General features: G+C 66.0%; 25 protein-coding genes. 20 read left to right on the forward strand and 5 right to left on the reverse strand.

Features of this window, described 5'->3' with window-relative positions; translation table 11 throughout:
• The first annotated feature begins 25 nt into the window (after positions 1-25).
• The 4 genes from B8V81_RS18245 (at position 26) to B8V81_RS18260 (ending at position 2,914) form a co-directional block, all read left to right on the forward strand.
• Positions 26-421 (forward strand): phage holin family protein, encoded by a 396-nt coding sequence (locus B8V81_RS18245; protein ID WP_028599467.1) that lies wholly within the window; start codon positions 26-28, stop codon positions 419-421.
• Between the two features lie 155 nt (positions 422-576).
• Complete coding sequence (locus tag B8V81_RS18250) at positions 577-957, forward strand: cupredoxin domain-containing protein (RefSeq protein WP_052333372.1); 381 nt, start codon at positions 577-579, stop codon at positions 955-957.
• A gap of 143 nt (positions 958-1,100) precedes the next feature.
• Positions 1,101-2,231, forward strand: coding sequence for an ABC transporter permease (locus B8V81_RS18255; protein ID WP_101808924.1), 1,131 nt, complete (start codon positions 1,101-1,103; stop codon positions 2,229-2,231).
• The gene (locus B8V81_RS18260; RefSeq protein WP_101808925.1) at positions 2,228-2,914 is read left to right on the forward strand and encodes an ABC transporter ATP-binding protein; all 687 of its coding nucleotides are present in this window, start codon (positions 2,228-2,230) and stop codon (positions 2,912-2,914) included. Before B8V81_RS18255 ends, B8V81_RS18260 begins: the two co-directional genes overlap by 4 nt.
• A gap of 116 nt (positions 2,915-3,030) precedes the next feature.
• On the opposite strand, the gene B8V81_RS18265 is transcribed toward B8V81_RS18260, so the two are convergent.
• The gene (locus B8V81_RS18265; protein ID WP_028599471.1) at positions 3,031-3,282 is read right to left on the reverse strand and encodes a hypothetical protein; all 252 of its coding nucleotides are present in this window, start codon (positions 3,280-3,282) and stop codon (positions 3,031-3,033) included.
• A 137-nt stretch (positions 3,283-3,419) separates the two neighbouring features.
• Between B8V81_RS18265 and B8V81_RS18270 the strand changes: the two genes are divergently transcribed.
• The 5 genes from B8V81_RS18270 to B8V81_RS18285 all read left to right on the forward strand — a co-directional run bounded on the left by B8V81_RS18270 (position 3,420) and on the right by B8V81_RS18285 (position 5,451).
• Positions 3,420-3,707 carry a Dabb family protein gene (locus tag B8V81_RS18270; RefSeq protein ID WP_028599472.1) on the forward strand — a complete coding sequence of 96 codons (288 nt, stop codon included), beginning with the start codon at positions 3,420-3,422 and terminating at the stop codon, positions 3,705-3,707.
• A 27-nt stretch (positions 3,708-3,734) separates the two neighbouring features.
• The gene (locus B8V81_RS26075) at positions 3,735-3,857 is read left to right on the forward strand and encodes a hypothetical protein (protein ID WP_280522979.1); all 123 of its coding nucleotides are present in this window, start codon (positions 3,735-3,737) and stop codon (positions 3,855-3,857) included.
• Positions 3,858-3,876: 19 nt separating this feature from the next.
• Positions 3,877-4,296, forward strand: a complete 420-nt coding sequence (locus B8V81_RS18275; RefSeq protein WP_101808926.1) for a DUF86 domain-containing protein — start codon at positions 3,877-3,879, stop codon at positions 4,294-4,296.
• 179 nt (positions 4,297-4,475) lie between these two features.
• Complete coding sequence (locus tag B8V81_RS25365) at positions 4,476-4,985, forward strand: DUF948 domain-containing protein (protein WP_101808927.1); 510 nt, start codon at positions 4,476-4,478, stop codon at positions 4,983-4,985.
• A 1-nt stretch (position 4,986) separates the two neighbouring features.
• Positions 4,987-5,451: a YtxH domain-containing protein gene (locus B8V81_RS18285; RefSeq protein WP_052333373.1), complete on the forward strand. Its 465-nt coding sequence runs from the start codon at positions 4,987-4,989 to the stop codon at positions 5,449-5,451.
• A gap of 58 nt (positions 5,452-5,509) precedes the next feature.
• Here the strand turns inward: B8V81_RS18285 and B8V81_RS18290 are convergent, their stop codons facing one another.
• The gene (locus B8V81_RS18290; protein WP_052333374.1) at positions 5,510-6,472 is read right to left on the reverse strand and encodes an AraC family transcriptional regulator; all 963 of its coding nucleotides are present in this window, start codon (positions 6,470-6,472) and stop codon (positions 5,510-5,512) included.
• Positions 6,473-6,592: 120 nt separating this feature from the next.
• Between B8V81_RS18290 and pyk the strand changes: the two genes are divergently transcribed.
• Positions 6,593-8,014, forward strand: coding sequence for a pyruvate kinase (gene pyk, locus B8V81_RS18295; RefSeq protein ID WP_043111522.1), 1,422 nt, complete (start codon positions 6,593-6,595; stop codon positions 8,012-8,014).
• An 877-nt stretch (positions 8,015-8,891) separates the two neighbouring features.
• On the opposite strand, the gene B8V81_RS18300 is transcribed toward pyk, so the two are convergent.
• The gene (locus B8V81_RS18300) at positions 8,892-9,758 is read right to left on the reverse strand and encodes an AraC family transcriptional regulator (RefSeq protein ID WP_101808928.1); all 867 of its coding nucleotides are present in this window, start codon (positions 9,756-9,758) and stop codon (positions 8,892-8,894) included.
• A 276-nt stretch (positions 9,759-10,034) separates the two neighbouring features.
• On the opposite strand from B8V81_RS18300, the gene melA reads away from it, so the two are divergent.
• From melA to B8V81_RS18345, 8 genes are all read left to right on the forward strand, one after another.
• Positions 10,035-11,339, forward strand: coding sequence for an alpha-glucosidase/alpha-galactosidase (melA, locus tag B8V81_RS18305; RefSeq protein WP_043111524.1), 1,305 nt, complete (start codon positions 10,035-10,037; stop codon positions 11,337-11,339).
• A gap of 75 nt (positions 11,340-11,414) precedes the next feature.
• Positions 11,415-12,089, forward strand: a complete 675-nt coding sequence (locus B8V81_RS18310) for a response regulator transcription factor (protein WP_028599480.1) — start codon at positions 11,415-11,417, stop codon at positions 12,087-12,089.
• On the forward strand, positions 12,086-13,261 hold the full coding sequence (locus B8V81_RS18320; RefSeq protein ID WP_228551387.1) for a sensor histidine kinase: 1,176 nt from the start codon (positions 12,086-12,088) through the stop codon (positions 13,259-13,261). Before B8V81_RS18310 ends, B8V81_RS18320 begins: the two co-directional genes overlap by 4 nt.
• A gap of 107 nt (positions 13,262-13,368) precedes the next feature.
• Positions 13,369-14,178 carry a glutamate racemase gene (gene racE, locus B8V81_RS18325; RefSeq protein WP_028599481.1) on the forward strand — a complete coding sequence of 270 codons (810 nt, stop codon included), beginning with the start codon at positions 13,369-13,371 and terminating at the stop codon, positions 14,176-14,178.
• 88 nt (positions 14,179-14,266) lie between these two features.
• On the forward strand, positions 14,267-15,172 hold the full coding sequence (locus B8V81_RS18330; RefSeq protein WP_101808930.1) for a M14 family metallopeptidase: 906 nt from the start codon (positions 14,267-14,269) through the stop codon (positions 15,170-15,172).
• A gap of 183 nt (positions 15,173-15,355) precedes the next feature.
• Entirely contained in the window at positions 15,356-15,595 is a 240-nt protein-coding gene (locus tag B8V81_RS18335; protein WP_028599482.1) for a hypothetical protein, read from the forward strand.
• Positions 15,596-15,695: 100 nt separating this feature from the next.
• Positions 15,696-15,998: an iron-sulfur cluster assembly accessory protein gene (locus B8V81_RS18340; protein WP_028599483.1), complete on the forward strand. Its 303-nt coding sequence runs from the start codon at positions 15,696-15,698 to the stop codon at positions 15,996-15,998.
• Positions 15,988-16,260 (forward strand): YuzB family protein, encoded by a 273-nt coding sequence (locus B8V81_RS18345; RefSeq protein ID WP_228551390.1) that lies wholly within the window; start codon positions 15,988-15,990, stop codon positions 16,258-16,260. The genes B8V81_RS18340 and B8V81_RS18345 overlap by 11 nt, the downstream gene beginning before the upstream one ends.
• 67 nt (positions 16,261-16,327) lie before the next feature.
• Here B8V81_RS18345 and B8V81_RS18350 read toward each other — a convergent pair whose 3' ends face one another.
• Entirely contained in the window at positions 16,328-17,464 is a 1,137-nt protein-coding gene (locus B8V81_RS18350; RefSeq protein ID WP_028599485.1) for a THUMP domain-containing class I SAM-dependent RNA methyltransferase, read from the reverse strand.
• A gap of 116 nt (positions 17,465-17,580) precedes the next feature.
• Between B8V81_RS18350 and B8V81_RS18355 the strand changes: the two genes are divergently transcribed.
• On the forward strand, positions 17,581-18,234 hold the full coding sequence (locus B8V81_RS18355) for an O-methyltransferase (RefSeq protein WP_101808931.1): 654 nt from the start codon (positions 17,581-17,583) through the stop codon (positions 18,232-18,234).
• Positions 18,235-18,237: 3 nt separating this feature from the next.
• On the opposite strand, the gene B8V81_RS18360 is transcribed toward B8V81_RS18355, so the two are convergent.
• On the reverse strand, positions 18,238-19,305 hold the full coding sequence (locus tag B8V81_RS18360) for a LacI family DNA-binding transcriptional regulator (protein WP_028599487.1): 1,068 nt from the start codon (positions 19,303-19,305) through the stop codon (positions 18,238-18,240).
• A gap of 106 nt (positions 19,306-19,411) precedes the next feature.
• Here B8V81_RS18360 and B8V81_RS18365 point away from each other — a divergent pair, with 106 nt between their 5' ends.
• Positions 19,412-22,546 carry an alpha-amylase family protein gene (locus B8V81_RS18365; protein WP_101808932.1) on the forward strand — a complete coding sequence of 1,045 codons (3,135 nt, stop codon included), beginning with the start codon at positions 19,412-19,414 and terminating at the stop codon, positions 22,544-22,546.
• Positions 22,547-22,667: the final 121 nt, after the last annotated feature.

Raw genomic sequence — 22,667 nt, forward strand, 5'->3', positions numbered from 1 at the left:
GAACCCGATAGAGGAGGAATGCGCCATGAAAGACGGACTGGCCGTGCCGCTCGCCGCCGTCATCGGCTCGATCGTCAGCTTTGCCTTCGGCATCTGGCACGAGTCGCTGACGCTGCTGCTCGTCTGCATGGCGGTGGACTATATCACCGGAATCTCCGCTTCGCTCAAGGAGCGGCGGGGGCTGAGCAGCATCGTCGGCTCCTGGGGGCTCGCGCGCAAAGGACTGACGCTGCTCATCATTCTGATCGCGCATCGGATCGACGAGCTGCTGGGCGGCGGAAGCGCGGTGATGGGCGCCGCGATCTATTTCTACATCGGCAACGAGCTGCTGTCCATCGTGGAGAACTGCGGACGCATCGGGCTGCCGCTGCCGGAAAAGCTGCGGTCGGCGATCGAAATCTTCCGCCGCAAGGACGAGTGAACGACACGGAATGTTCAATGAATTGTCAAAATCTTGCCCTCGATGTCCGCATGGAAGCGGTTGAAGCTTGTGATGGACCCCCTTTATTCGTTATAGTAAGAAATAGCTATGGACAAAACTGGATCATCATTAATGCAAAGGGGAGCAAGAACCTCATGAAATGGATTATGTCAATTCTGCTCGTCATTACCGCTGGCGTCGGCATCTACATGCTTACGCTCGGCCTGCCGGAAGGTCCGAAGGACGAGACGGCGGATCTGCCGGAAGGCGTGGAGCTGCTCAAGGTGACCGCCTCCAACGATTTCGTCTTCGACAAGCAGGAATACGTCGTCAAAGCCGGCCAGAAGTACAAGCTGGTGCTGCATAACAAGAGCGGCATCCATGGACTCGGCATCGAGGAGCTCGGCATCGACCTGCAAGGCGATACGATGGAGCAGGAAGTGACCTTCGACAAGCCAGGCCGTTATGAAATGCACTGCTCGGTCATGTGCGGCATCGGCCATGCCGACATGAAATCGACGCTCGTCGTCGAATAATCGGCGCCGCCGGATCAAGCGCTCCCTTCGGGGGGCGCTTTTTTTGCGCGCTTCGTGCGCCATCGCCGATGTAACCAGCGGTTCACGCTCCGTTCATACGCCGTCCCTAAGCTGAATGCATCGAGACAAGGAGGCGATGAAGGATGTTTTTGGCGCTTCGGGAAATGAGGCATTCGAAGCTGAGGTACGCGCTGATGGCGGCGATATTGATTCTGGTGTCCTTTCTCGTGCTGTTCGTGACGGGGCTGGCCAAAGGACTGAGCTACGCGAACGCGTCCTCGGTCGTCAACATGCCGGCGGACGCGTTTCTGCTGTCGGCGGATGCCGAGCATCGGCTGGCGCGCTCGGAGCTGGCCGCCCCGCAGGCGGAGCGGATTCGCGAGCTGGCTGGGGAAGGCAAGTCGGAGGCGCTCGGCGTGCGGATGGCTGCGGTCGAGGTCGACGGAGCCGGCAAGGCCGACGCGGCGGTGCTCGCCGTCGATCCGGAGGGCTGGCTCGCTCCGCCGGTGGTAGAGGGCGCTGCGCTTGCGCCGGGCGATACGGGCAAGGCCTTGGCGGACGCGCAGCTGAAGGCTGCGGGGGCGCGCATCGGCGGGGTGCTGACCGATACGGCCAGCGGACGGAGCTGGGAAATCGTCGGCTTCGCGCAGGACGAATCGTTCAGCCATACGCCGGCGCTGTTCGTCAGTCCGGCCGAATGGGCGGAGCTGGCTCGGCCGGTCCGCGGCGGAGCTGCCAGCGGCGGCGGCGAGCCGGCGGGCTCGGCGCCGTACAATGCGATCGCCTTGCAGGGCGACGCGCAGCGGCTGGAGGCGATCGCGGCAGAGCTGCCGGACACGGCGCTGCTGAGCAAGCGCCAGGTGATCGAGGCGATCCCCGGCTACTCGGCGGAGCAAGGCTCGCTGTCGATGATGATCGCGTTCCTCTATGTCATCTCGGCGTTTGTGCTGGCGGTATTCTTTTATGTCATGACGCTCCAGAAGCTCGGCCAGTTCGGCATCCTCAAGGCGATCGGCGCCGGCACCGGCTATCTGGCGCGCAGCGTCGCGGGGCAGGTGCTGCTGCTGGCGGCGGCTAGCCTGGCCGCGAGCCTGCTGCTGATCGCGGGCTTCCGCGCCGTGCTGCCGGCCTCGCTGCCGTTCCGGCTGGACGAGATGACGCTGCTCGCCACCTGCGGCTTGTTCCTGGCGACATCGGCCGCCGGCTCGCTCGTATCGATCGTCAAAGTAGCCCGCGCCGATGCGCTGGAAGCGATAGGGAGGACAACGGCATGAACAGGACGAAGGCGAAGCTCGTGCTGGACGGAATCACGCATGCGTTCACGGACGGGGAGAAGGAAAGGACGATTTTGGACGGATTGTCGCTCGAGGTGGGGGAGGGCGAGCTGGTCGCGGTGACCGGGCCGTCCGGCTCCGGCAAGAGCACATTCCTGTCGATCGCGGGGGCGCTGCTGTCGCCGGACGGCGGCGAGGTGCGCATCGACGGGCAGCCGCTGTCCGGCATGGACGCGATGCGGCTCGCGCAGCTGCGTCTCGGCAAGCTCGGCTTCATCTTTCAATCGGCGAACCTGATCCCTTACTTGAAGGTGGAGGAGCAGCTGCTGCTCGTCGCCAGGCTTGCCGGCATGCCGCGGGCGGAGGCGGCGGCGCGCTCGCGGGAGCTGCTGGAGCGGCTCGGCCTCGGCGGCCGGCGCAAGGCGTATCCGGAGCGGCTGTCGGGAGGGGAGAAGCAACGGGCGGCGATCGCCCGGGCCTGGATGAACGGGCCCGAGGTCATCCTCGCGGACGAGCCGACGGCGAGCCTCGACGCGGCGCGCGGCGCGGATGTCATGGAGATGCTTCGCGCAGAGGTGAAGGCGCGCAGCAAGGCGGGCGTCGTCGTGACGCATGACGAGCGGGTGCTCCCGTTTTGCGACCGGGTGCTCGTGCTGGACGCGGGCAGGCTGAAGCCGGCCTGACGGCGGCGGAAACGGCGGCAGCCCGGCGGCGCGCTCCTTCTTTTAGAGGGGGAGCTTCGCTGCCGGGCTGCTTCGCGCGCGGAGCGCGGCGTCCATGGGCGTCCGCCGATGCGGCTTCAGACGCGCCTGCGCCTGCGGCCAGCCGCGATCAGCCGGTCGCAGGCATAGCCGATGACGGCGTAGCACAGCACCGTCAAGGCGTACATGACGATGACCGGCGTCTTGTGGATGTCGTAGAACACGTCGGATATCCAAGCGACCGGACTGAACATGAAGAAGAACACATTATGGGGGTCGTAGCCCGTCGAGCTGAACAGGCACAGGATCAGGCCGAGGGCTGTCGCAGCAAGCGTGACCGGATAGCGCATATGGGCAAAGCTCCCTTCCGCCGGCATTGCCGAATCGTACGGCTTGCGTTATTATGGGTCAAAAGGGCGCCGGACATGCAGACGGCGGACAAGGCCCTTCCGCCTGCGGGCACAACTGGATTGGAGGATACGCGGCAATGTTGACTCATATCGTCTTTTTCCGCCTGAAGGACCGCTCTCCCGAGAGCGTCGAGGCCACGGCGGCCGTCCTGCGCGCCATGGAGGGCAAGATCGAGGTTCTCCGCCATCTGGAGGTCGGCAAGGACGTCGTCCACTCGGAGCGCTCCTACGACATCGCGCTCGTGACGAAGTTCGACTCTCTCGAGGCGCTGGGCGAGTATCAGGTCCATCCGGTCCATCAGGATGTCATCCGCCATATGAACGAGGCGCGGGAATCGTCCGTCGCCGTCGATTACGAATCCTAAGCGGAGCCGGGGAGGAAGCATTCATTCATGGAAGAGCAGCAGTCGCTCGGGGAAGACTTCTATATGATGATCACCTATCTTTTTGTCGTCGTCATCAGCAGCATCATCATGATCGTCTGGCTGAAGCGTCGCGGCAAAAAGAAGAAATAAGCATTCACGGAGGCGCTTCATGTATTATGTGAACGTGCAGGACATCCGGCTGCGGCTGGATGGAATACCGGAGCTGGCGGACGCGCTCGACGAGCTCGCGGCATCCTGGAACGGCTCGACGCTCCACGGACTCGCGCAGGAGCGGCTGCTCCATCTCGCGATCGAGACGGTCACCGATGTCGGCAGCTGCCTCATCGACGGCTACATCATGCGGGAAGCGAGCAGCTACAGCGACATCATCGAGATCATCGGCGGCGAAGAGGTGGTGGACGCGGAGCTGGCCGACCGGCTCAAAGCGCTGACGGCGCTGCGCCGCCCGCTCGTGCAGGAGTTCTACAGCTGGCCTCGCGGCGAGCTGCATCCGTATACGCCGGAGCTGGCCGGCTGGCTGCGGCGCTTCAGCGATCAGGTCGGGCACTATCTGCAAAAAGAACAGTAGCATCATTAGCCGCATCCGCCGCCATGAAGGCGCAGGATGCGGCTTTTTTCATCGTTCCGTCAGCCCGGACTCGCGGGCTGGCTTTTTTTTGTGTCACTTGGAGCCCGCGGCGCATCTACTGAGAGCAGGAACTGGGCTCCCGCCCGGTCCGGCAACAGATGCAGCGGGAGGCGAGGCGGATGGAATGGTGGTATGCGGGCTGCGCGGCGCTGCTATGCCTGTCGGCGGCTGCGGCCGCTTGGCAGGCGCGGGCGCTGATGCGGCGGCTGGCCGAGACGGCGGCGGAGCTGGAAAAGGCTTCGTCGCGCACGCTCGGCGAAACGGCGGAGCTGGCCGGCGAGCTTCGCGCGCTCGTCGGAAAGGCGGAGCAGGCGGCCGTCATGGCCGGCCGGCAGCTCGAGAAGCTGGCGCCGCTTGCGGAAGCGGCCGGTTCGCTGCAGGCAGCGGCGGACACGGCCGGCACGGCCGCACGGCGGATCGCCGAGCAGGCGGCCGGCACCGCGGATGCGGCCGCAGCAAGAGTCCGCTCGGCGGCCGGCAAGTACCGGCCTCAGCTCGAGGAAGCGATCGCCATCGCCGACGCCGCGCTCGAAGGCTGGATGTATGTGCGCTCGGCGGCTTCCCGGCTCAGATCGCCTGCATGTTCCGGCGGGGAACAAGGGAACCCTAATGACGAAAGGAGAGATTGACATGGTCAAATGGCAAACGAAGAAACGCGGCGGGGGCTTCCTGCTCGGAGCCCTGGCCGGAGGCGTCATCGGCTCGGTGACAGCGCTGCTGTTCGCCCCGAAATCCGGCAGCGAGCTGCGGAGCGACATCGGCGAGCGCGCATCGCGCGCGGCCGACAAAGCAGGCGAGATCGGCTCGCGGATCGGCAGCTCGGCGGCCGAAGCGGCGCGCCACACGGCCGAAAGCGCCTCGGCGCTGAAGGAAAAGGCGATCCACACGGCCGATCATCTGGCTTCCGGCATCAAGTTCTGGGAGCGCAAGACGGAGGAGCCGATCGTGTCCATCGCATCGGCGAACCTTTCTTCGGCCGCGATCGAAGGGGCCGATACGATCGAGGAGCTGGCCGGCAGCCTGCAGGCGGCGGACATCCTGGACGAAGAAGAAGCGGCTGCGATCCAGACGAACGGCGAAGACGACAAGATCTGAGAGCCGATCGCGAATCGGGGCGGAGCCGGAGCGTCGTCCATGCGGCTCGGGCTGCGTCCTAATCCGAGCGGCCGGCGTAGCGGGAAGGCGGCATGCCGAACGTTCGTCCGAATATCCGCTGAAAATACGAAACCTCCCCATAGCCGAGATAATCGGCTATTTCTTCTATCGTCAAAAGCGATTCCGACAGCATGTAGACCGCCGTCCGCATGCGCTGGGCATGCACGTACCCGCTGATCGTCTGTCCGGTCCCCTGGCGGAACAGCGTGGCGGCATAGTTGGGCGTGCGTCCGATGCAGCGCCCGAGGTCTTCTTTGGTGACCTTCTCCCGATACTTGTCTTGGATGTAGGCTTTCATCCGCTCCAGATGGCGTTCGGCGACCGGTGTCGGCCGACCGGCATGAGCCTCGCGGCTCCAAAGCGCCGCGATCTCAAGCGCGATGCCTTCTCCGCGCACGCGGTAGCCTGGCTCGCGGTCGCTGTCTTCCTCGAGGAGCGTGCGCAGCCGGCCTACCATCCAGTCGAGCCGCAGCGTATGCAGCAAGGCTCCCTGCGACGGCAGGCCAAGCTCCCGCACGGATGCGCAGTCCGCTTCGATTCCAAGCAGGTAAAGCTCCTGCATGCGGCCGCTGCCTGCATGAACCGAGGGCAGGGAGCCCGGCGGAGCATAAGCCATGTCGCCCCGCTTCAGCTCAAGCTCCGTTCCATCCGCGTCCAAGCGCAAGGCAAGGCTCCCGTACGCCATCAAAAGCAGCAGCCCCATCCCCGAGCCTGCCTGCTGCGTTGTGCCGGAGCTTGCGAGCGGCGGTTCGAAGGAGCTACCTGGCAGCGGCGCTTGAAGCGTGTTGTCGGAATGCGCATGCAGCGGCGCATGAAGCGGGTTGTAGGAATGCGCATGCAGCTGCGCTTGAAGCGGGTTGTCGGTATTCGCGTGCCGCTGCGCTTGAAGCGTGTTGCCGGAACTCGCGCGCAGCGGCATGCCGTCGAGCTTTCCCTGCAGCCTCCTGATGGTCCAATCCATTCTATTCCTCCTCTGTTGCAACCCCTAAATCGTACTATAGTTTTCTAATCATACTATAGCATGTCGAATCCTGGCGAACAGAAAGGTACAATAGGGGCAGAAGATGAGGAGGCTATTGCTGTGACTCTACGCAAAACGAAAATCGTCTGTACGCTCGGCCCCGCGAGCGAATCGCCGGAAGTGCTCGTCCAACTGATGGAAGCCGGCATGAACGTCGCGCGCATCAACATGGCGCACGGGGAGCTGGAGGATCATGCCGCGCGCATCCGCGCCGTCCGGGAGGCTTCTCGCGTATCGGGAGCCGTCGTGCCGGTGCTGATGGACATCAAAGGTCCGGAGGTGCGGATCGGCAAGCTGAAGGAGCCTTACGTGACGCTCGTGCCCGGCGGGGAGCTGACGCTTACGACCGTGGAGCTCGAAGGCGACGCATCGCGAATCTCCGTCAACTATGCCGGACTGCCGGAGGACGTAACGGAAGGCAGCACGATTCTGATCGATGACGGCCTCATCGAGCTGTCGGTGCTGGAGTCCGGCGGCACGGAAATCCGCTGCCGAATCGTCAGCGGCGGCGCGCTCAAGCCTCGCAAGGGCGTCAACCTGCCCGGCGTGCGCACCCGCCTGCCCGGCGTGACGGAGCGGGACGTGAACCATATCCGTTTCGGCATCAAGGAGCAGGTCGACATCATCGCCGCTTCGTTCGTCCGCAAGGCCGAGGACATCATGGAGATCCGCCAGATCCTGGAGGAGCAGGGGGCGGGCCACATCCAGATCATCTCCAAGATCGAGAACGACGAGGGCGTGGAGAACCTTGACGCGATCATCGAAGTGTCGGACGGCATCATGGTCGCCCGCGGCGACCTCGGCGTCGAGATCCCGGTCGAGGACGTCCCGGCCCTGCAGGAAGAGATGATCCACAAGTGCAACCTGGCCGGCAAGCCGGTCATCGTCGCGACCCATATGCTCGAGTCGATGCAGGTGAACCCTCGTCCGACGCGCGCCGAGGTGAGCGACGTCGCCAATGCCGTCATCCAGGGCACGGACTGCATCATGCTGTCCGGCGAGACGGCGGCGGGCAAGTACCCGGTCGAGTCGGTGCGCCGCATGGCGTCGATCGCCGCCAAGACCGAGTCGCTCGCCGATCACCGCCTGCAGTTCCGCACGCGGCAGGTGCTGCATGCGACGACGACGACCGAGGTGATCAGCCAGGCTGCGGTAGGGTCCTCGCTCGACCTCGACGCCAAGGCGATCCTGACGCCGACGGAATCGGGCTTCACGGCCCGCATGGTGTCCAAGTATCGTCCAAAGGCGCCGATCATCGCGATCACGCCGGAGCCGACGACGATCGCCAAGCTTTGCCTGCTGCGCGGCGTCATCCCGGTGCTCGGCGAGCGCGCGGAATCGACCGACGCGATGTTCGAGTCGGCCGTCGACGGCGGACGCAAGACGGGCCTGCTGCAGGACGGCGACTTCGTCGTCATCTCCAGCGGCGTGCCGACGGGCAAGGCCGGCGCGACGAACCTGATCAAGATCATGCAAGTGTAAGCCGTCTGGCCCGCTCTAAGCGGACACGACGCCAAGATCGGAAGCCTCTTTCGACCGATGCGAGCCTTTGCGGCAAGCGGATGTCGGGAGAGGCTTTTTCTCATGCAGGGTGCTGCGCGAGCCGAGCCTTTTTCCGATTCCACTGGAAGCCGGATGCCCGGATCGCCCTACCTCCGATTCGGAGGCCATCCGTCTTCCAAGAGGACCGCTGCCGCTTCTCCGAAAGGCATCGTCACGCTCCGCTCCTTTCGTCCCGGGTCTGCCCTCCCCTTTTATGGAGTAAAGGAGCCGTCTCCCGTTCCTTGGCAGACGGCAGCCTGGGTCGCCCGCTGCACGGACCAGCTCCGACTCGACGGTCAGGCCAGCTAGCTGGTCGCGCCAGCAAGGTGATCGAGAAAATCGAGTAGCCCATGTGCGGAGAGGGTGCGGAGCGAAGGAAGTTGCGCGGAAAAACCGAGCAACTCGTGTGCGGAGGGGAGGAACGAAGGAAATTGCGCGGAAAAACCGAGCAACTCGTGTGCGGAAGGGGTGGAACGAAGGAAGTTGCGCGGAAAAACCGAGCAACTGGATGCATGAGTAGGGTTGAATCTCTAAATGGCGTTGGAAACCGCGAGTCGTGCGCGAAGCGCAAGCAGATCCTGAAACCGTAGCGAAGTGGACGGGGAACTCGTGGAGAAGCGGCAGCGGTTCCCTTGGAGGCCGGATTCCACCCCAGCTGGGGAATGGGATCAAAGGAATCTGGGCTCCAAGGAGATCGGAACGAGTCCCCGCTCCGCGAAGCGGCAGCAGGTTCCAGCTTAGCTCCCGCTCCGCGAAGCGGCAGCAGGTTCCAGCCTAGCTCTCGCTCCGAAAAGCGGCATCAGGTTCCGGCCTAGCTTCACTCCAGCCCCTGCCGGTAGGCCGTAGGCGACAAGCCGAAGCTGCGGCGGAAATGGCGGGAAAAATAGAGCGGGTCCGCATAGCCGCACGAAGAAGCGATCTGCTCGACCGACAAGTCGGTGGCGAGCAGGTCCTTGGCCCGGCTCATCCGCAGCTGGCCCAGATACTGCATCGGCGACAGGCCGGTGAACGCGCGGAACAGCTTGGACAGATGGGTGCGGTGGTAGCCGAGGCGGCGCGCCAGATCCTGGATCGAGACGGGCTCCGCATAATGCGTCTGCAGCCAGCGCACCGCCTGGTCGACTTGGCGGCGCGCCGCGTCGGAGGAGCGTGCCTGAGGCCGCGCGCGCTCCGGCTGGAGCCGAGCCAGCTCGCAGAGCAGCAGCCGCAGCCAGCCGCCTGCCTCCAGATCGGACAAGGCGGCGCTGCTGCCGCCGGCGAGCGCCTCGCGCAGCCGCCCGTACAGCCGGGAGGCGTCGCCGCAGCCGCGCCCGGCCAGCACCGGGCTCGACGGATCCAATCCCGCCGCCGCCAGCATCGGCAAGACCGCATAGCCGCGGAAAGCGACCCACTCGTACGTCCACGGCTCCTGCCCGTCCGCTTCGTAAAAGAACAGCTCGCCCGGAAAGATGACGAACGTATCGCCCGCTTCCAGCCGATGCTCCGCATCCCGCCAGCGGAACAGTCCGCGCCCGCTGGCGACCGTATGGACAAGCGCGTAATCGTGGATGCCGGGACCGTTCCGGTGGCCTGGCAGCGGACTGCCCTGGCCGCTGAACAGCACGTAGAGCTCCCCAGCCGAGGCCTCGCTTGGATTGTCCCACACTTGGAACGAGTAATGGTCGGGCTGTGCCGGCGTCTCCATCTTTGTCCCTCCGAATCCGGCCTCCCGGCCGAGCCTAGTTTCCTCTACCGTAGCCGAAAAGAAGACATCTGTCCATGGCTTCCCTTCATCCGGCCCTATGCTCCGCCCCGGCGATTCCGTAAGATCGAGTGGAGCGGCAAAGCGGATGCGCTTGCCCTGGAACGCGCTTTCACGAAGCGCAAATCCGGGCTCGGCCCGAAGCGGGCATCGCGGTGCCCGCAGGCGCCGGCCGCGAAGCCGCAGCAAGACAATCATGAAGGTCAGGGAGGCTGGATCATGAAAGGGAAAATCACGTTTCTAGGAGCGGGCAGCACGGTATTCGTCCGCAACGTGCTGGGCGATGCGATGCTGACGCCGGCGCTGCAGGAGTTCGAGCTGGCGCTGTTCGACATCGACGCGCAGCGGGTGAAGGAGTCGGAGCAGCTGCTCGGCGCGATCAAGCGGTCGAGCGGCAGCACCTGCGAGATCAAGGTGTACGCGGACCGCAAGGAAGCGCTGCGCGGCGCGAAGTACGTTATCAACGCGATCCAGGTGGGCGGATACGAGCCTTGCACGGTGACCGACTTCGAGATTCCGAAAAAGTACGGCCTGCGCCAGACGATCGCCGATACGATCGGCATCGGCGGCATTTTCCGCAGCCTGCGCACGATTCCGGTGCTGGAGGGCTTCGCGGCCGACATCCGCGAGGTGTGTCCGGACGCGCTCTTCCTCAACTATACGAACCCGATGGCCGTCCTGACGAACTACCTGAATACGTACGGCAACGTGCGGACGGTCGGGCTCTGCCACAGCGTGCAGGTGTGCGTGCCGCATCTGTTCCGCGACCTCGGCCTCGATCCGGCCGGCGTCAAGACGCGGATCGCGGGCATCAACCATATGGCGTGGCTGCTGGAGGCGACAAGGGACGGCGAGGATCTGTACCCGGAGATCAAGCGCCGCGCGGCCGAGAAGCAGAAAGAGAAGCACCACGACATGGTCCGCTACGAGCTGATGCTGAAATTCGGGCACTACGTGACCGAATCGTCGGAGCACAATGCGGAATACCATCCTTACTTCATCAAGAGCCGCTATCCCGAGCTCGTCGAAACATTCAACATTCCGCTCGACGAATACCCGCGCCGCTGCGTGGAGCAGATCGCGAACTGGAACCGCCAGCGCGACGAGCTGCTCGGAAGCGCGGGGCTCGAGCATGAGCGCTCGCATGAATACGCCTCCTACATCATGGAAGCGATCGAGACGGACGTGACGTTCAAGATCGGCGGCAACGTCATGAATACGCACGGACTCATCCCGAACCTGCCGCGGGAAGCGTGCGTCGAGGTGCCTTGCCTCGTCGACCGCGGCGGCATCCAGCCGTTGCAGGTCGAAGCGCTCCCGCCGCAGCTGGCCGCGCTCAACCGGACGAACATCAACACGCAGCTGCTGACGCTTGAAGCGGCCGTCACGCGCAAGCGCGAGCATATCTACCACGCGGCGATGCTCGATCCGCATACGTCGGCGGAGCTGTCGATGGACGACATCGTCTCGCTGTGCGATGATCTGATCGAGGCGCACGGAGACTGGCTGCCGGAGTACCGCTGATTCCGCGAGTCCAACTTCCGTTCACATTGGCGGGGTAGACTAGGGGCATCAGCGAGATAAAAAGGAGAATGCTGCATGCCCCATCTGCTCATCGTCGACGACGACCGCCATATCCGCGAGCTGGTCGTCCATTTCATGGCTAAGGAAGGCTTCGACACGACGGAGGCGGCCAGCGGGTCGGAGGCGCTGGCGCGGCTGGAGGATCGTCCGGCCGATCTCGTCATCCTCGATCTGATGATGCCGGGCATGGACGGCTGGGAGCTGTGCCGGCGGCTGCGCGAGGACAGCCGGGAGCTGCCGCTGCTCATGCTGACCGCCAAGGGCGAGACGATGCATAAGGTCAAAGGCTTCGAGCTCGGCACCGACGACTATGTCGTCAAGCCGTTCGATCCGCCGGAGCTCGTCGCCCGCGTCAAGGCGCTGCTCAAGCGCAGCCGGATCGCCTCCTCCAGGCAGGTCAAGGCGGGAGCCGTCACGCTCGACCGCGAGACGTACACCTGCCGGATCGGCGGCCGCGAGGACACGCTGCCGCGCAAGGAGTTCGAGCTGCTGTTCCGGCTCGCCAGCTATCCGGGACGCACGCTGCCTCGCGAGCAGCTGCTCGAGCAGATATGGGGCTACGACTACGAGGGCGACGAGCGCACGCTCGACACGCATATCAAGCGGCTGCGCGACCGGCTGGCGGACGGCTCGGGCGTCGAGATCCGCACGATCCGCGGCCTCGGCTACCGGCTGGAGGAGCGGCCGTGAGCGGTCGGGAGCGCGGCGCCCCGGCGCGCGGCGGAGGCGCCGCATCCGGCATGGCCAGGCGGGGCTCGCCTGCCAGGCAGCCGGCAAGCTGGGGCATGCGGATCAAGCGGGCCGCTCTCGTCGCGGCTGTGCTGGCCTGGATCGCCCTTTGCTGGACCGCCTCGTTTTATGCCATCGACCTCTCCGGCTGGACGCCGCCGCCGCTGATCGCCCATCTGTCCGCGACAGCGGGAGGATTCCTGCTGTTCGGATTGTCGATGGCGATCGTCGGCCGCTTCATGCACGAGCGCAACATGGAGCTGTTCAAGGCGATCTTCGACGCCTTGAGCCGCATCGCCCGCGGCGACTTCACCGTCCAGGTCATCCTTCCCCGTCCGCATGACAGCGGCGACGAGTTCAGCCGGCTCGTCCAAGGGATCAACGACATGGCGGCCGATCTTGGCCGGATGGAGACGATGCGGCAGGACTTCATCTCCAACGTCTCGCATGAGATCCAGTCGCCGCTCACCTCGATCCGCGGCTTCGCCCGCGCGCTGCAGGACGAGCAGCTGCCGCAGGAGCAGCGGCGGCGCTATCTGGCGATCATCGAGGAGGAAAGCGAGCGCCTCTCGCGCCTGTCGGACAACATGCTGCGCCTGGCCTCGCTCGACTCCGAGCATCATCCGTTCCGCCCGGCGCGGCTTCGCCTCGACGCCCAGCTGCGCACGGCCGCGCTGTCGCTCGAGCCGCTCTGGAGCGCCAAGGAGCAGGAGCTGGAAGTCCAGGCCGGAGCGCTCGAGATCGAGGCGGACGAGGACCTGCTGCGCCAGGTATGGACGAATCTCATCCACAACGCGGTCAAGTTCTCGCCGGAGCGGGAGCGCATCTCGATCTCGCTCGTCCGCGAAGGCGACGAAGCGGTGGCGACGGTGTCCAACACGGGCGCGCCGATCCCGCCCGAGAGCCTGCCGCATTTGTTCGAGCGCTTCTACAAGGTCGACAAGTCGCGCACCCGCGAGGGCGGAGGCAGCGGCCTCGGGCTCGCGATCAGCCGCAAGATCGTGGAGCTGCACGGCGGCTCGATCGCGGCCGGCAGCGACGAGGAGGGCGGCACGGCGCTGACCGTGCGGCTGCCGGTCCGGCTGCCGCCGCGGGACGGCTCCTCCGCGCCGGATGGGCGTCCGCCTGCTTGAACCGACTCTAGCAATCCGCTAAGATGAAGGTACGTTCGGCAGCCCGGATTCATATGCTGTCTTAGCGAATAGCTGACGTCAATTCGTTCAAGGAAAGCGGTGTGTACGTGCAAAGACCGATAGCCATCCTAGATTCCGGAGTGGGAGGCCTGACTGTCGTGCGCGAGGTGATGCGGCAGCTGCCCCGCGAGAAGGTCATCTACTTCGGAGATACCGCACGGACGCCGTACGGACCGAGGCCAGCGGAGGAAGTGGTCCGGTTCACGGATGAACTCGTAACCTATCTGATGCAGTTCAAGCCTAAAATGATCATCATCGCCTGCAACACGGCGACGGCCGTCGCGCTGGAGCACATCCGCAGCCGCGTCGACGTCCCGGTCATCGGCGTCATCAATCCCGGCTCGCGGGCCGCGATCAAGAGCACGAAGTCCGGCATCGTCGGCATCATCGGCACGATCGGCACGGTTCGCAGCCAGGCGTACGAGGAAGCGCTCAAGCGCCTCAACCCGAACATCCATGTGGCCAGCCTCGCCTGCCCGCAGTTCGTTCCGCTCGTGGAGCAGGGCAATTTCCGCTCCGAGCAGACGTTCGAGACGATCCGCAGCTCGCTGGAGCCGCTCAAGGAGATCCCGCTCGACACGCTCATCCTCGGCTGCACCCACTACCCGTTCCTCGCCGACACGATCGGCGAGGTGATGGGGCCGGGCGTGAAGCTGATCAGCTCCGACAGCGAGACGGCGCGGGAGATGAGCGCGATCCTGCAGGAGACCGGCAAGCTCGCCTCCCAGCCGGAGCTGCCGGTGCATCAGTTCTTTTGCAGCGGCGATCCCCGCCTGTTCAAGCGCATCGCCCAGCAGTGGCTCGGCGAGCAGATCGAGCTGACGCCGGTCGTCTGGCAGATCCCGCAGATCGGCTGAGAGCTATCCCCGTCCGCGCAGCGGACGGGGATAGCTGCGTTTGCGGCCGCATATACATCTCTAATCGGATTCGGAGGAGGGGAGCGGCATGGCAAGGACCGGCAAGATCGTGCAGGCGCGGCCGTACGGCCCGGCGGAGCTGGACGAGGATCTGGCGGCGCTGCAGCTGCGCTATCCGGAGCTGCAGCGCCAGCCGGCGGGCGCGAGCGTCATGGGCAAGCGGCTGGAGCTGCTGCGGATCGGCCGCGGGAGCCGGCATGTGCATCTGAACGCTTCGTTCCATGCAAACGAATGGATCACCAGCCTGGCGCTCATGAGGTGGACCGAGGAGCTGCTCGAGCGGCGCGCCGCCGGCGTCGACCCGGCAGACGGGCTGTCGCTCTGGCTGCTGCCGATGGTCAACCCGGACGGCGTGGAGCTTGCGCTGCGCGGCGTGCCGGAAGGGCATCCGTACGGGCGCCAGCTGCTGGAGTGGAATAGAGGCAGCGCCGACTTCAGCGGCTGGAAGGCCAACATCCGCGGCGTCGACCTGAACGACCAGTTCCCGGCCCACTGGGACGAAGAGCGCAGGCGGCGGGGCATGGAGGGACCGGGACCGCGCGACTACCCGGGCGAAAGCCCGCTCAGCGAGCCCGAGGCGCGCGCGGCGGCGGCGCTGACGGAGCGGGAGTCGTTCGACGTCGTCGCCGCCTTGCATACGCAGGGCGAGGAGATCTACTGGAACTACAGGGGGCTGGAGCCGGCCTGCGCGAGGGACATGGCCGAGCGGCTCGCCCGCGCTTCGGGCTATGCGGCCGTCGAGCTGGAGGGCAGCGACGCCGGCTACAAGGACTGGTTCATTCAGCGGTTCCGCCGGCCGGGCTTCACGATCGAGCTCGGCTGCGGCGCGAACCCGCTGCCGCTGGAGCAGCAGGACGACATTGTGGCGCGTCTGCGTCCTCTGCTGGAGGAGCTGCTGCGGCTGGCCCGCGAGGAGGATGGACCGGCGCGGTAGCGGAGAAAGGATCGCCGGGCGGTGGATAGCGGCATGCCGGACGGCTGGATGTCGGCTTCCGCCGCGGAACGGGAGAGCCTGCGGGCTCTCTTTTTTCCTTTCGCAACCTCGGGGAATCTCTATTCGTATAAGGGAAGGCCGGTTTAAAAGCCTGCTGCGCCGGCGAAGCTGAACCGAGGAGGAATGACGATGCGCAAGCTGCTCTCGCTTCGCCATTGGAAGCATGTATTCGCCCGGATCTTCCGGATCCTGCGCTCGCGGGACGTGAAGCCCGTCCACAAGCTGCTGTTCCTGGTGCCGGTCGCGCTGTACTGGGTGCTGCCCGACGTCATGCCGTTCATGCCGATCGACGACATCGCCGTCACGATGCTGGCCGCCGAGGGCTTCACCCGCTGGATGGAGGGCAAGTATCCGGCGGGTTGAAGTTTCGACGGGCTTTCTATAAAATGATAGAGACGAAAATCGACGAGATTCCCCCGCCCGGCAGGCGGATGGATGACATAGACCCAAGGAGGATATCCCGATGAACTGCAAGATCACCCGCAACGCCGCCAAGATCCTCAAGGCGGAGCTGGACAAGCCCGAGCACGAAGGAAAGTTCCTGCGCGTCTACATTACGCATGCGCACGGCGACCACGCGCATTACGGCCTCGGCATCGACGAGCGCAGCGACAAGGACGAGCTCGTCTCCACCGACAAGGAGATCGACGTGCTGCTCGAAAAAGGCGTCGACCTGCTCGACGGCGTGAAGGTCGACTACCTGTATTCTCCGGAGGAGGGCTTCGTCGTGACGAACCCTGCCAAGGGCAATCACGGTGACCACTGAGACGCTGGAAGCTCCTCTCGGGACGGAAGAGCCGACCTCGCTGAACGACATCCGCATCTGCGACAAATGCAAGTTCACCCGCGTCAAGACGCTGCTGCCCAAGCTGCAGAAGCTGGACCCGGAGGCGGACATCAAGGTCGGCTGCAAGTCGTACTGCGGCCCTTGCGGCAAGCGGGCGTTCGTCTTTGTCAACGGCCGCTACGTGACCGCCCCGACCGAGGACGAGGTGCTGGAGAAGGTCAAGCCTCATATCAAGAAATAAAACCGGCGCCGCCGGCGGGACGCTTCAGGTCCTGCCGGCGGGAGCCGGTTTTTTTGGGGATCGGGGTCTAGCCGCGCGGAGGCAGCGGGCCGAGGTACTGGTACAGCTGGCATTCGATGCGGCCGTTGAACAGCTTGCGCTTCTTGTCCGCCGAGCGGCCGTAGCTCTGCTCGAACGTCTTGGACGGGCTGAGGGCGAAGACGGACCAGTCCTTCTTGACGGCGTCGATGAAGCCGAGCTGCCGGATGACCTTGTCCGCTTCCTTCTCGGTGCCGAGCCGCTCGCCGTAAGGCGGGTTCGTAATGATGCACCCGTACTTGCCGGCCGGCTGCACGCGCGCGATCGGCAGCGTCTGCAGCTTGATGTCGCGGGCGAAGCCGGCCTTGCGCACGGCCGCCTCGGCGACCTCGATCGCCTCCGGGTCGATGTCGGAGCCGGCGATCTCGAGCGGGACGTCGTCGCGGACGGCGTCCATCGCCTCCTCGCGGGCGAGTTCCCAGCGGCGCTGGCCCATGATGTCCCAGCTGCTGCTGTTGAACTCGCGGCGCAGGCCGGGGGCGACGTTCCAGCCGATCATCGCCGCCTCGATCAGGATCGTGCCGGAGCCGCAGAACGGATCGTACAGCGGCCGCGACGGATTCCAGCGGCTGAGCAGCACCATCGCCGCGGCCATCGTCTCCTTGAGCGGAGCCTCGGTCACGAGCTTGCGGTAGCCGCGCTTGTGCAGGCTCGCTCCGGTCGTGTCGAGCGTGATGAGCGCGACGTCGTTCAGCAGGCTCACCTCGATGACGTAGCGGTCGCCGTCCTCGGAGAACCACTCGGTTCCGTAGCTGTCCTTCATGCGCTCGACGACCGCCTTTTTGACGATCGACTGGCAGGCGGGCACGCTCGACAGCTGCGATTTTTGGGAGCGGCCGTTCACCGGGAATTCTCCGTTCTCCGGAATCCAGTCCGGCCAGTCGATGGCGCGCACGCCCTCGAACAGCTCCTCGAAGGTGAGGGCGGGGAACTCGGCCATCTTGACGAGGACGCGGTCGGACGTGCGCAGCCACAGGTTCGCGCGCGCGATGTCCTCCAGGCCGCCTTTGAAGGTGACGCGTCCGTTTTCGGTCTTCGCCTCGCTGTAGCCGAGGTCCTTGAGCTCCCGGGCGACGACCGCCTCGAGGCCCATGGGAGAGGTTGCGATCAGTTCAAGCTGTTGCATCGGTTTGCGTTCACTCCATATCCGGCCGGGGCGTTTGTGTCTCCCGGCCTGTCATCATACAATCAAGTATAGGCGATCGTACCGATCCAGCACAACGAGGAAGGCAGGAACGAACCATGAAAGAACGTTTGCTTGGACCCGAAGAGATGGAGCGCTACATCGAGGAGCTGTTCCCCCCCGATCCCGATCTGCGCCGGGTGCTGGAGGGCATCCGCGAGCGCGGCATGCCGGAGATCTCCGTGCCGACCGGCTATGGCCGGCTGCTGACGCTGCTCGTCGCGATGAGCGGAGCGAGCCAGGTGCTGGAGATCGGCGCCCTCGGCGGCTACAGCGGCATCTGCCTGGCGCGCGGGCTCGCTCCGGACGGCAGGCTGACCTCGCTGGAGCTGCTCCCGGAATACGCGGAGCTGGCGGCAGCGCATCTGGAGGCGGCCGGCTTCGGCGGCCGGACGGAATACCGGGTCGGCGACGCGGGAGACAGCCTCGAGGCGCTGAAGGCGGAGGGCCGGCGCTTCGGCTTCTTTTTCATCGATGCGGACAAAGGCGGCTATCCGCGCTATCTGGACGCCGCGATCGAGCTGGCGGAGCCGGGCGCGGTCATCGTGGCCGACAACACGCTGCTGCGCGGCCGCGTCGCCGATCCGGCGCGCACCGGCCCGTCCGTGCTCGCGATGCGGGAGTTCAACCGCCGCCTCGCGGAGGACCCGCGGCTAGCGGGCACGCTGCTGCCCGCCTATGACGGGCTGGCCGTCATGCGCGTGAAAGGCTGACGGTCAGGTGCTCGCGCGCAGGACGAGCTCCGGCACGAGCCCGACGCGCTCGACCGGCGCGGACGGTCGCGCGATGCGGCGCTCGAGCGCCTCGACGGCGCGCTGGCCGAGCTGCTCCTTGCCGAGGTCCATCGTCGTCAGCGGCGGACGCGTCCAGGCCGAGCCTTCGATGTTGTCGATGCCGGCGACGCGGCAGCGGCCGGGGACGTCGACGCCGCGCTGCAGCAGTAGCTTGAGCAGCTCGGCGGCGATGTCGTCGTTGGCGCAGACGAACGCGTCGGGCAGCTCGTCCGGGCGTGTCCGCGAGAGCCGCGCCTGCAGCGTGTCGATCCATTCGCGCGAATAAGGGATCGTCCAGCGGCGCAGCTCGCCGTCTTTGCGCTGGGCGAACGTCTGCTCCAGCGCCGAACGGCACCCGAGCCAGCGCTCGCGGAAGCTGACGGAAAACCGGTCGCTCCCGACGAAGACGAAGCTGCGGCAGCCGCGGTCGAGCAGCAGGCCGCTGATCATGCGCGCCGCCGCGATGTTGTCGTTGGCGACGCTGTCGAGTCCGGAGAACGGCTCCTGATGGTCGACGAGCACGACCGGGAGGGCCGTGCGCTTCATGGCGGCGAGCTGCTTCAGCGGAAACGAGCCGACCGCGAGGCCGCCTACGCAGCGCGTCCGGTCGAGGTAAGGCGGCAGGATGTCGGAGACATGCCCGTCGTCAAAGGGAGCGAGCACGACGGCGCCCCACCCGTGCAGGCGGCATGCCTCCTGGATGCCGCCGAGCACGCGCTGCCAGTACATCGGCTCCTCCTGATGGATGCGGGACATCCAGACGACGATGTAGCGGCCGTCGGCATCGCCGGCGGCCGACGGCCGGGCGAGAGCCGAGTCGTAGACGGCGGCCCCGAGCGGGGGGCGGGACGAAGGCGCCTCGTAGCCCATCGCGCGGGCCGTCTCCATGACCCGCTGGCGGGTCGCCTCGCTGACGCCGCCTTTGCCGGCGAGCGCCTGGGAGACCGTATATTTGGATACATGCAGCCGATCGGCGATCTGCTGCATCGTCACTTTTCCTCCTCTTGACATCGCATCATGCACCCTCTAAAGTTTGGTTGAAATTCGGATGCTTTTAGCCTAACAAACCTAACGATTTCAAGCAAGCCAAACTTTTGCATAGAGAGGAAGTTGGTTCATGGCGACATGGCTGGCATTTTACGATGGAGGCTTTCCATTCCCCGGGGTTCGCCCCGAGCCGGAGCAGCTCGCGGCGCTGAGCGGTTCCGTCGCGACGGCGGAGGAGCTGGCGGCGCGGCTCGAGACGGAGCGCCCGGAGGCGCTGCTGCTGCTGCACGGGCCTTATTTCCCCAAGGCGGCGTGGCCGGCGATTCTGGGCCATCTGCAGCGCGGCGGCGGCCTCGTGACGATCGGCGGCATTCCGCTGCGCGTTCCGGTCGCGGCGACGGATAGCGGCTGGAAGGAAGAGCTGGAGCAGACGAACTACCATCAGGCGATCGGCATCCACGAAGCGCTGCGCGCAGACGTCTCCAAGGTCGTCCGCTGGAAGGCGTCTTCCGCGATTCCGCTGCTGGACGGCGCGGAGGAGCTGTTCGACGGGGCGCCGACCTACGGCCTGGCGCTGCATGTGACGCGCTCGCATGACCATCCGGGCGAGAACGGCTCGGGAGGCCCGATGGACGCCCACATCTACCCGCTGCTAACGGGCGAGGACAAGGACGGCCGCGAGCGCTGCGCGCCGGTCGTGCTGCTGGAAAATACGAAGGGCGACTTTGCCGGCGGCCGCTGGATCTTCGCCTGCCGCGAGGCCGGGGCAAGGTTCTGGGCGGAGGGAAGGGGCGCCGAGGCGCTTGCCGCCTGGGGCGACTATGCCGCGCGCGGCGTGACGGAGTGGTGGCTCAAGCCCAACTACGCCTGCTACGAGCCGGGCGAGAAGCCGGTGCTGACGTTCCAGCGCCAGCGCCTGAACGAGCGCGCCGACGGCGCGTGGCGCGTCCGCTACGAGGTGAGCCGCGAGCGCGGCGGCGCGCGCGAGGTCGTGGCTGGAGGCGAGCTCGAGCTTGCCTCGGGCGCGCTGGCCGACTATGAGCGCGTCGCGCTGCCGATCGCGGCGGAGCCGGGCTACTACCGGATCGACGCCGAGCTGACGGCGGCGGGCAGCGGCGAGAAGCGCCGCCTCGTGCAAGGCTTCTGGGGCCGCGACGAGACGCTGCTGCGCGAGGGCGGGATGCTCCAGGCGGGCCGCGATTATTTCGTCAAGGAAGGACGCCCGCTGCCGATCGTCGGCATGACGTACATGACGAGCGACGTCGCGCGCAAGTACCTGCATCTGCCGAACGCGGCCGTCTGGGACCGCGACATGGAGCAGATGGCGCGGGCGGGCATCAACCTGATCCGCACCGGCCTCTGGACGGCGCTGCGCAAGATGGCGTTCGTCGACGGCCATGTGAGCGAGGAGATGCTGCGCGCGGTCGACGCGCTCATCCTGACGGCGAAGCGCCACGGCCTCGAGCTCGTGTTCAATTTCTTCGCGTTCACGCCGGAGCTGTGGGAAGGGGAGAACCCGTACCTCGACCCGCGCAGCGTCGAGGCGCAGAAGCGCTTCCTGACGGCGATCGTCTCCCGGCACAAGGACAGCGCGCATGTGCACTGGGACCTCATCAACGAGCCGACGATGTTCAACCCGGCGAAGCTGTGGAACGCGGCGAGCACGCTGCGCGACCGCTTCGAGGTCGCCGCGTACCGGCAGTGGCTGCAGGAGCGGCACGGCGACATCGGGACGCTGCAGGAGCGCTGGAACATGTCGCCGCTCGACCTGCCGTCGTTCGAGAGCATCCTGCCTCCGCTGCCGCAGGACATCGGCTTCTCCACGACGGAGCTGGTCGAGAAGCGCAGCGGCCAGTGGCTCGACTACCTGCTGTTCTCGCAGGATATGCACAACCGCTGGGCGTCGGAGCTGCGGGCGGCGATCCAGGCGGTGCAGCCGAAGCAGCTCGTGACGGTCGGCCAGGACGAGGGCCTGCAGGCGCAGCGTCCGTCCCCGCTGTTCTACGAGCAGGCGGTCGACTACACGACGGTCCATTCCTGGTGGAAGAACGACCAGCTCGTGCTGGACGGCGTCTTCGCCAAGACGCCGAACAAGCCGAATGTCATCCAGGAGACGGGCATCATGTACGTCGAGACGCCGGACGGCTTCGCCAAGCGCACAGAGGAAGAGCTGCATGCGATCCTCGAGCGCAAGTACGCCTACGCGTTCTCGACGGGCGGAGCGGGCGCGGTGCAGTGGATCTGGAACATCAACTTCTATATGCACAACGTGAACGAGTCCCATATCGGGGCGCTGCGCGCCGACGGCACGGAGAAGCCGGAGGCGGACGTCTCGTACGACTTCGGACGCTTCATCCGCGAATGCGGGCATCTGTTCGAGGACCGCAAGCTGGAGGAGGTCGCCGTCGTCTATCCGTACAGCAGCGATTTCTCGAACCGCTCCAGCGTCGAGGAAAGCACGTCCCGCCTGGCGCGCTCGCTTGCGCATCGGATGAACGTGCCGTTCCGCTCGCTCGGCGAGTACGGGCTCGACATTTTGAGCGATCCGTCGTACGAATCGCCGAAGCTGATCCTGCTGCCGTCCGCGCATGCGCTGAGCGACGAGGCGTTCGCGGCGCTGACGGAATGGGCGGAGCGGACCGGCGGCACGCTGCTCGTCACCGGCCCGCTGTCGCTGGACGCGTACTGGCGCCCGACGGCCCGCGCGCGCGGACTGATCGGAGCGACGGCCGTCGGCAACGTCCGCCGCGAGGAGGCGCTCGAGCTGGACGGCGAGCTGCTGCCGGTCGGCTTTGGCGGGGAGGGCATCGCGCGGCTGAGCAAGGAGTCGCCGCTCGGCGAGGACGGCCGCCCGGCCGCCGCGGCCAAGCTGCATGACATCGCGCTCGGCCAGGGCCGCCTGCTCTGGTGCCCGCTGCCGCTCGAGCTGGCCGAGAGCTGGATGCCGCTCGAGGCGGTATACGACATCGCGCTGGAGGCAGCCGGCGTGGAGCAGGAGCTGCTCTGGGAGCAGGGCGGCGAGCTGGCCGGCGTCTACGGCCGCAAGCTGCAGTTCAAGGACGGAGCCGTCTTCATCTTCGTCTCCGAATACGCGCTTGACGCGGACATCCGCGTCGTCGATCCGGCGACCGGCACGTCGTATGCGTTCACCCTCGAAGCCGAGCGCTCCGTGCTGTTCGCCGCCGCCAAGGACGGCTCGCTCGTGAGCGTCTACCGTCCGGACGAGGTGCAGGTGCAGGCGCGCGCCGCGGTTTCCCGGGGCTGAGGCGTCTCTCGCAGATGAGGGCCTCTGCCAGGGGCTAGGGGAGCGGCGGCGTTCGTTGGGCGGGGCAGCCCGCCGGCGTGCGCAGCCGGCATCAAAAAGGGGGCAGCCCCGCGGTCCGAAT

This window comes from Paenibacillus pasadenensis (assembly GCF_002864175.1).
Lineage (GTDB): Bacteria > Bacillota > Bacilli > Paenibacillales > Paenibacillaceae > Paenibacillus_O > Paenibacillus_O pasadenensis.

Bases quoted from the DNA above. Each gene is read 5' to 3' on its own strand.
- B8V81_RS18245 (WP_028599467.1), top strand. From the start codon at position 26: ATGAAAGACGGACTGGCCGTGCCGCTCGCCGCCGTCATCGGCTCGATC.
- B8V81_RS18250 (WP_052333372.1), top strand. From the start codon at position 577: ATGAAATGGATTATGTCAATTCTGCTCGTCATTACCGCTGGCGTCGGC.
- B8V81_RS18255 (WP_101808924.1), top strand. From the start codon at position 1,101: ATGTTTTTGGCGCTTCGGGAAATGAGGCATTCGAAGCTGAGGTACGCG.
- B8V81_RS18260 (WP_101808925.1), top strand. From the start codon at position 2,228: ATGAACAGGACGAAGGCGAAGCTCGTGCTGGACGGAATCACGCATGCG.
- B8V81_RS18265 (WP_028599471.1), bottom strand. From the start codon at position 3,282: ATGCGCTATCCGGTCACGCTTGCTGCGACAGCCCTCGGCCTGATCCTG.
- B8V81_RS18270 (WP_028599472.1), top strand. From the start codon at position 3,420: ATGTTGACTCATATCGTCTTTTTCCGCCTGAAGGACCGCTCTCCCGAG.
- B8V81_RS26075 (WP_280522979.1), top strand. From the start codon at position 3,735: ATGGAAGAGCAGCAGTCGCTCGGGGAAGACTTCTATATGATGATCACC.
- B8V81_RS18275 (WP_101808926.1), top strand. From the start codon at position 3,877: ATGTATTATGTGAACGTGCAGGACATCCGGCTGCGGCTGGATGGAATA.
- B8V81_RS25365 (WP_101808927.1), top strand. From the start codon at position 4,476: ATGGAATGGTGGTATGCGGGCTGCGCGGCGCTGCTATGCCTGTCGGCG.
- B8V81_RS18285 (WP_052333373.1), top strand. From the start codon at position 4,987: ATGGTCAAATGGCAAACGAAGAAACGCGGCGGGGGCTTCCTGCTCGGA.
- B8V81_RS18290 (WP_052333374.1), bottom strand. From the start codon at position 6,472: ATGGATTGGACCATCAGGAGGCTGCAGGGAAAGCTCGACGGCATGCCG.
- B8V81_RS18300 (WP_101808928.1), bottom strand. From the start codon at position 9,758: ATGGAGACGCCGGCACAGCCCGACCATTACTCGTTCCAAGTGTGGGAC.
- melA (WP_043111524.1), top strand. From the start codon at position 10,035: ATGAAAGGGAAAATCACGTTTCTAGGAGCGGGCAGCACGGTATTCGTC.
- B8V81_RS18310 (WP_028599480.1), top strand. From the start codon at position 11,415: ATGCCCCATCTGCTCATCGTCGACGACGACCGCCATATCCGCGAGCTG.
- B8V81_RS18330 (WP_101808930.1), top strand. From the start codon at position 14,267: ATGGCAAGGACCGGCAAGATCGTGCAGGCGCGGCCGTACGGCCCGGCG.
- B8V81_RS18335 (WP_028599482.1), top strand. From the start codon at position 15,356: ATGACGATGCGCAAGCTGCTCTCGCTTCGCCATTGGAAGCATGTATTC.
- B8V81_RS18340 (WP_028599483.1), top strand. From the start codon at position 15,696: ATGAACTGCAAGATCACCCGCAACGCCGCCAAGATCCTCAAGGCGGAG.
- B8V81_RS18350 (WP_028599485.1), bottom strand. From the start codon at position 17,464: ATGCAACAGCTTGAACTGATCGCAACCTCTCCCATGGGCCTCGAGGCG.
- B8V81_RS18355 (WP_101808931.1), top strand. From the start codon at position 17,581: ATGAAAGAACGTTTGCTTGGACCCGAAGAGATGGAGCGCTACATCGAG.
- B8V81_RS18360 (WP_028599487.1), bottom strand. From the start codon at position 19,305: ATGTCAAGAGGAGGAAAAGTGACGATGCAGCAGATCGCCGATCGGCTG.
- B8V81_RS18365 (WP_101808932.1), top strand. From the start codon at position 19,412: ATGGCGACATGGCTGGCATTTTACGATGGAGGCTTTCCATTCCCCGGG.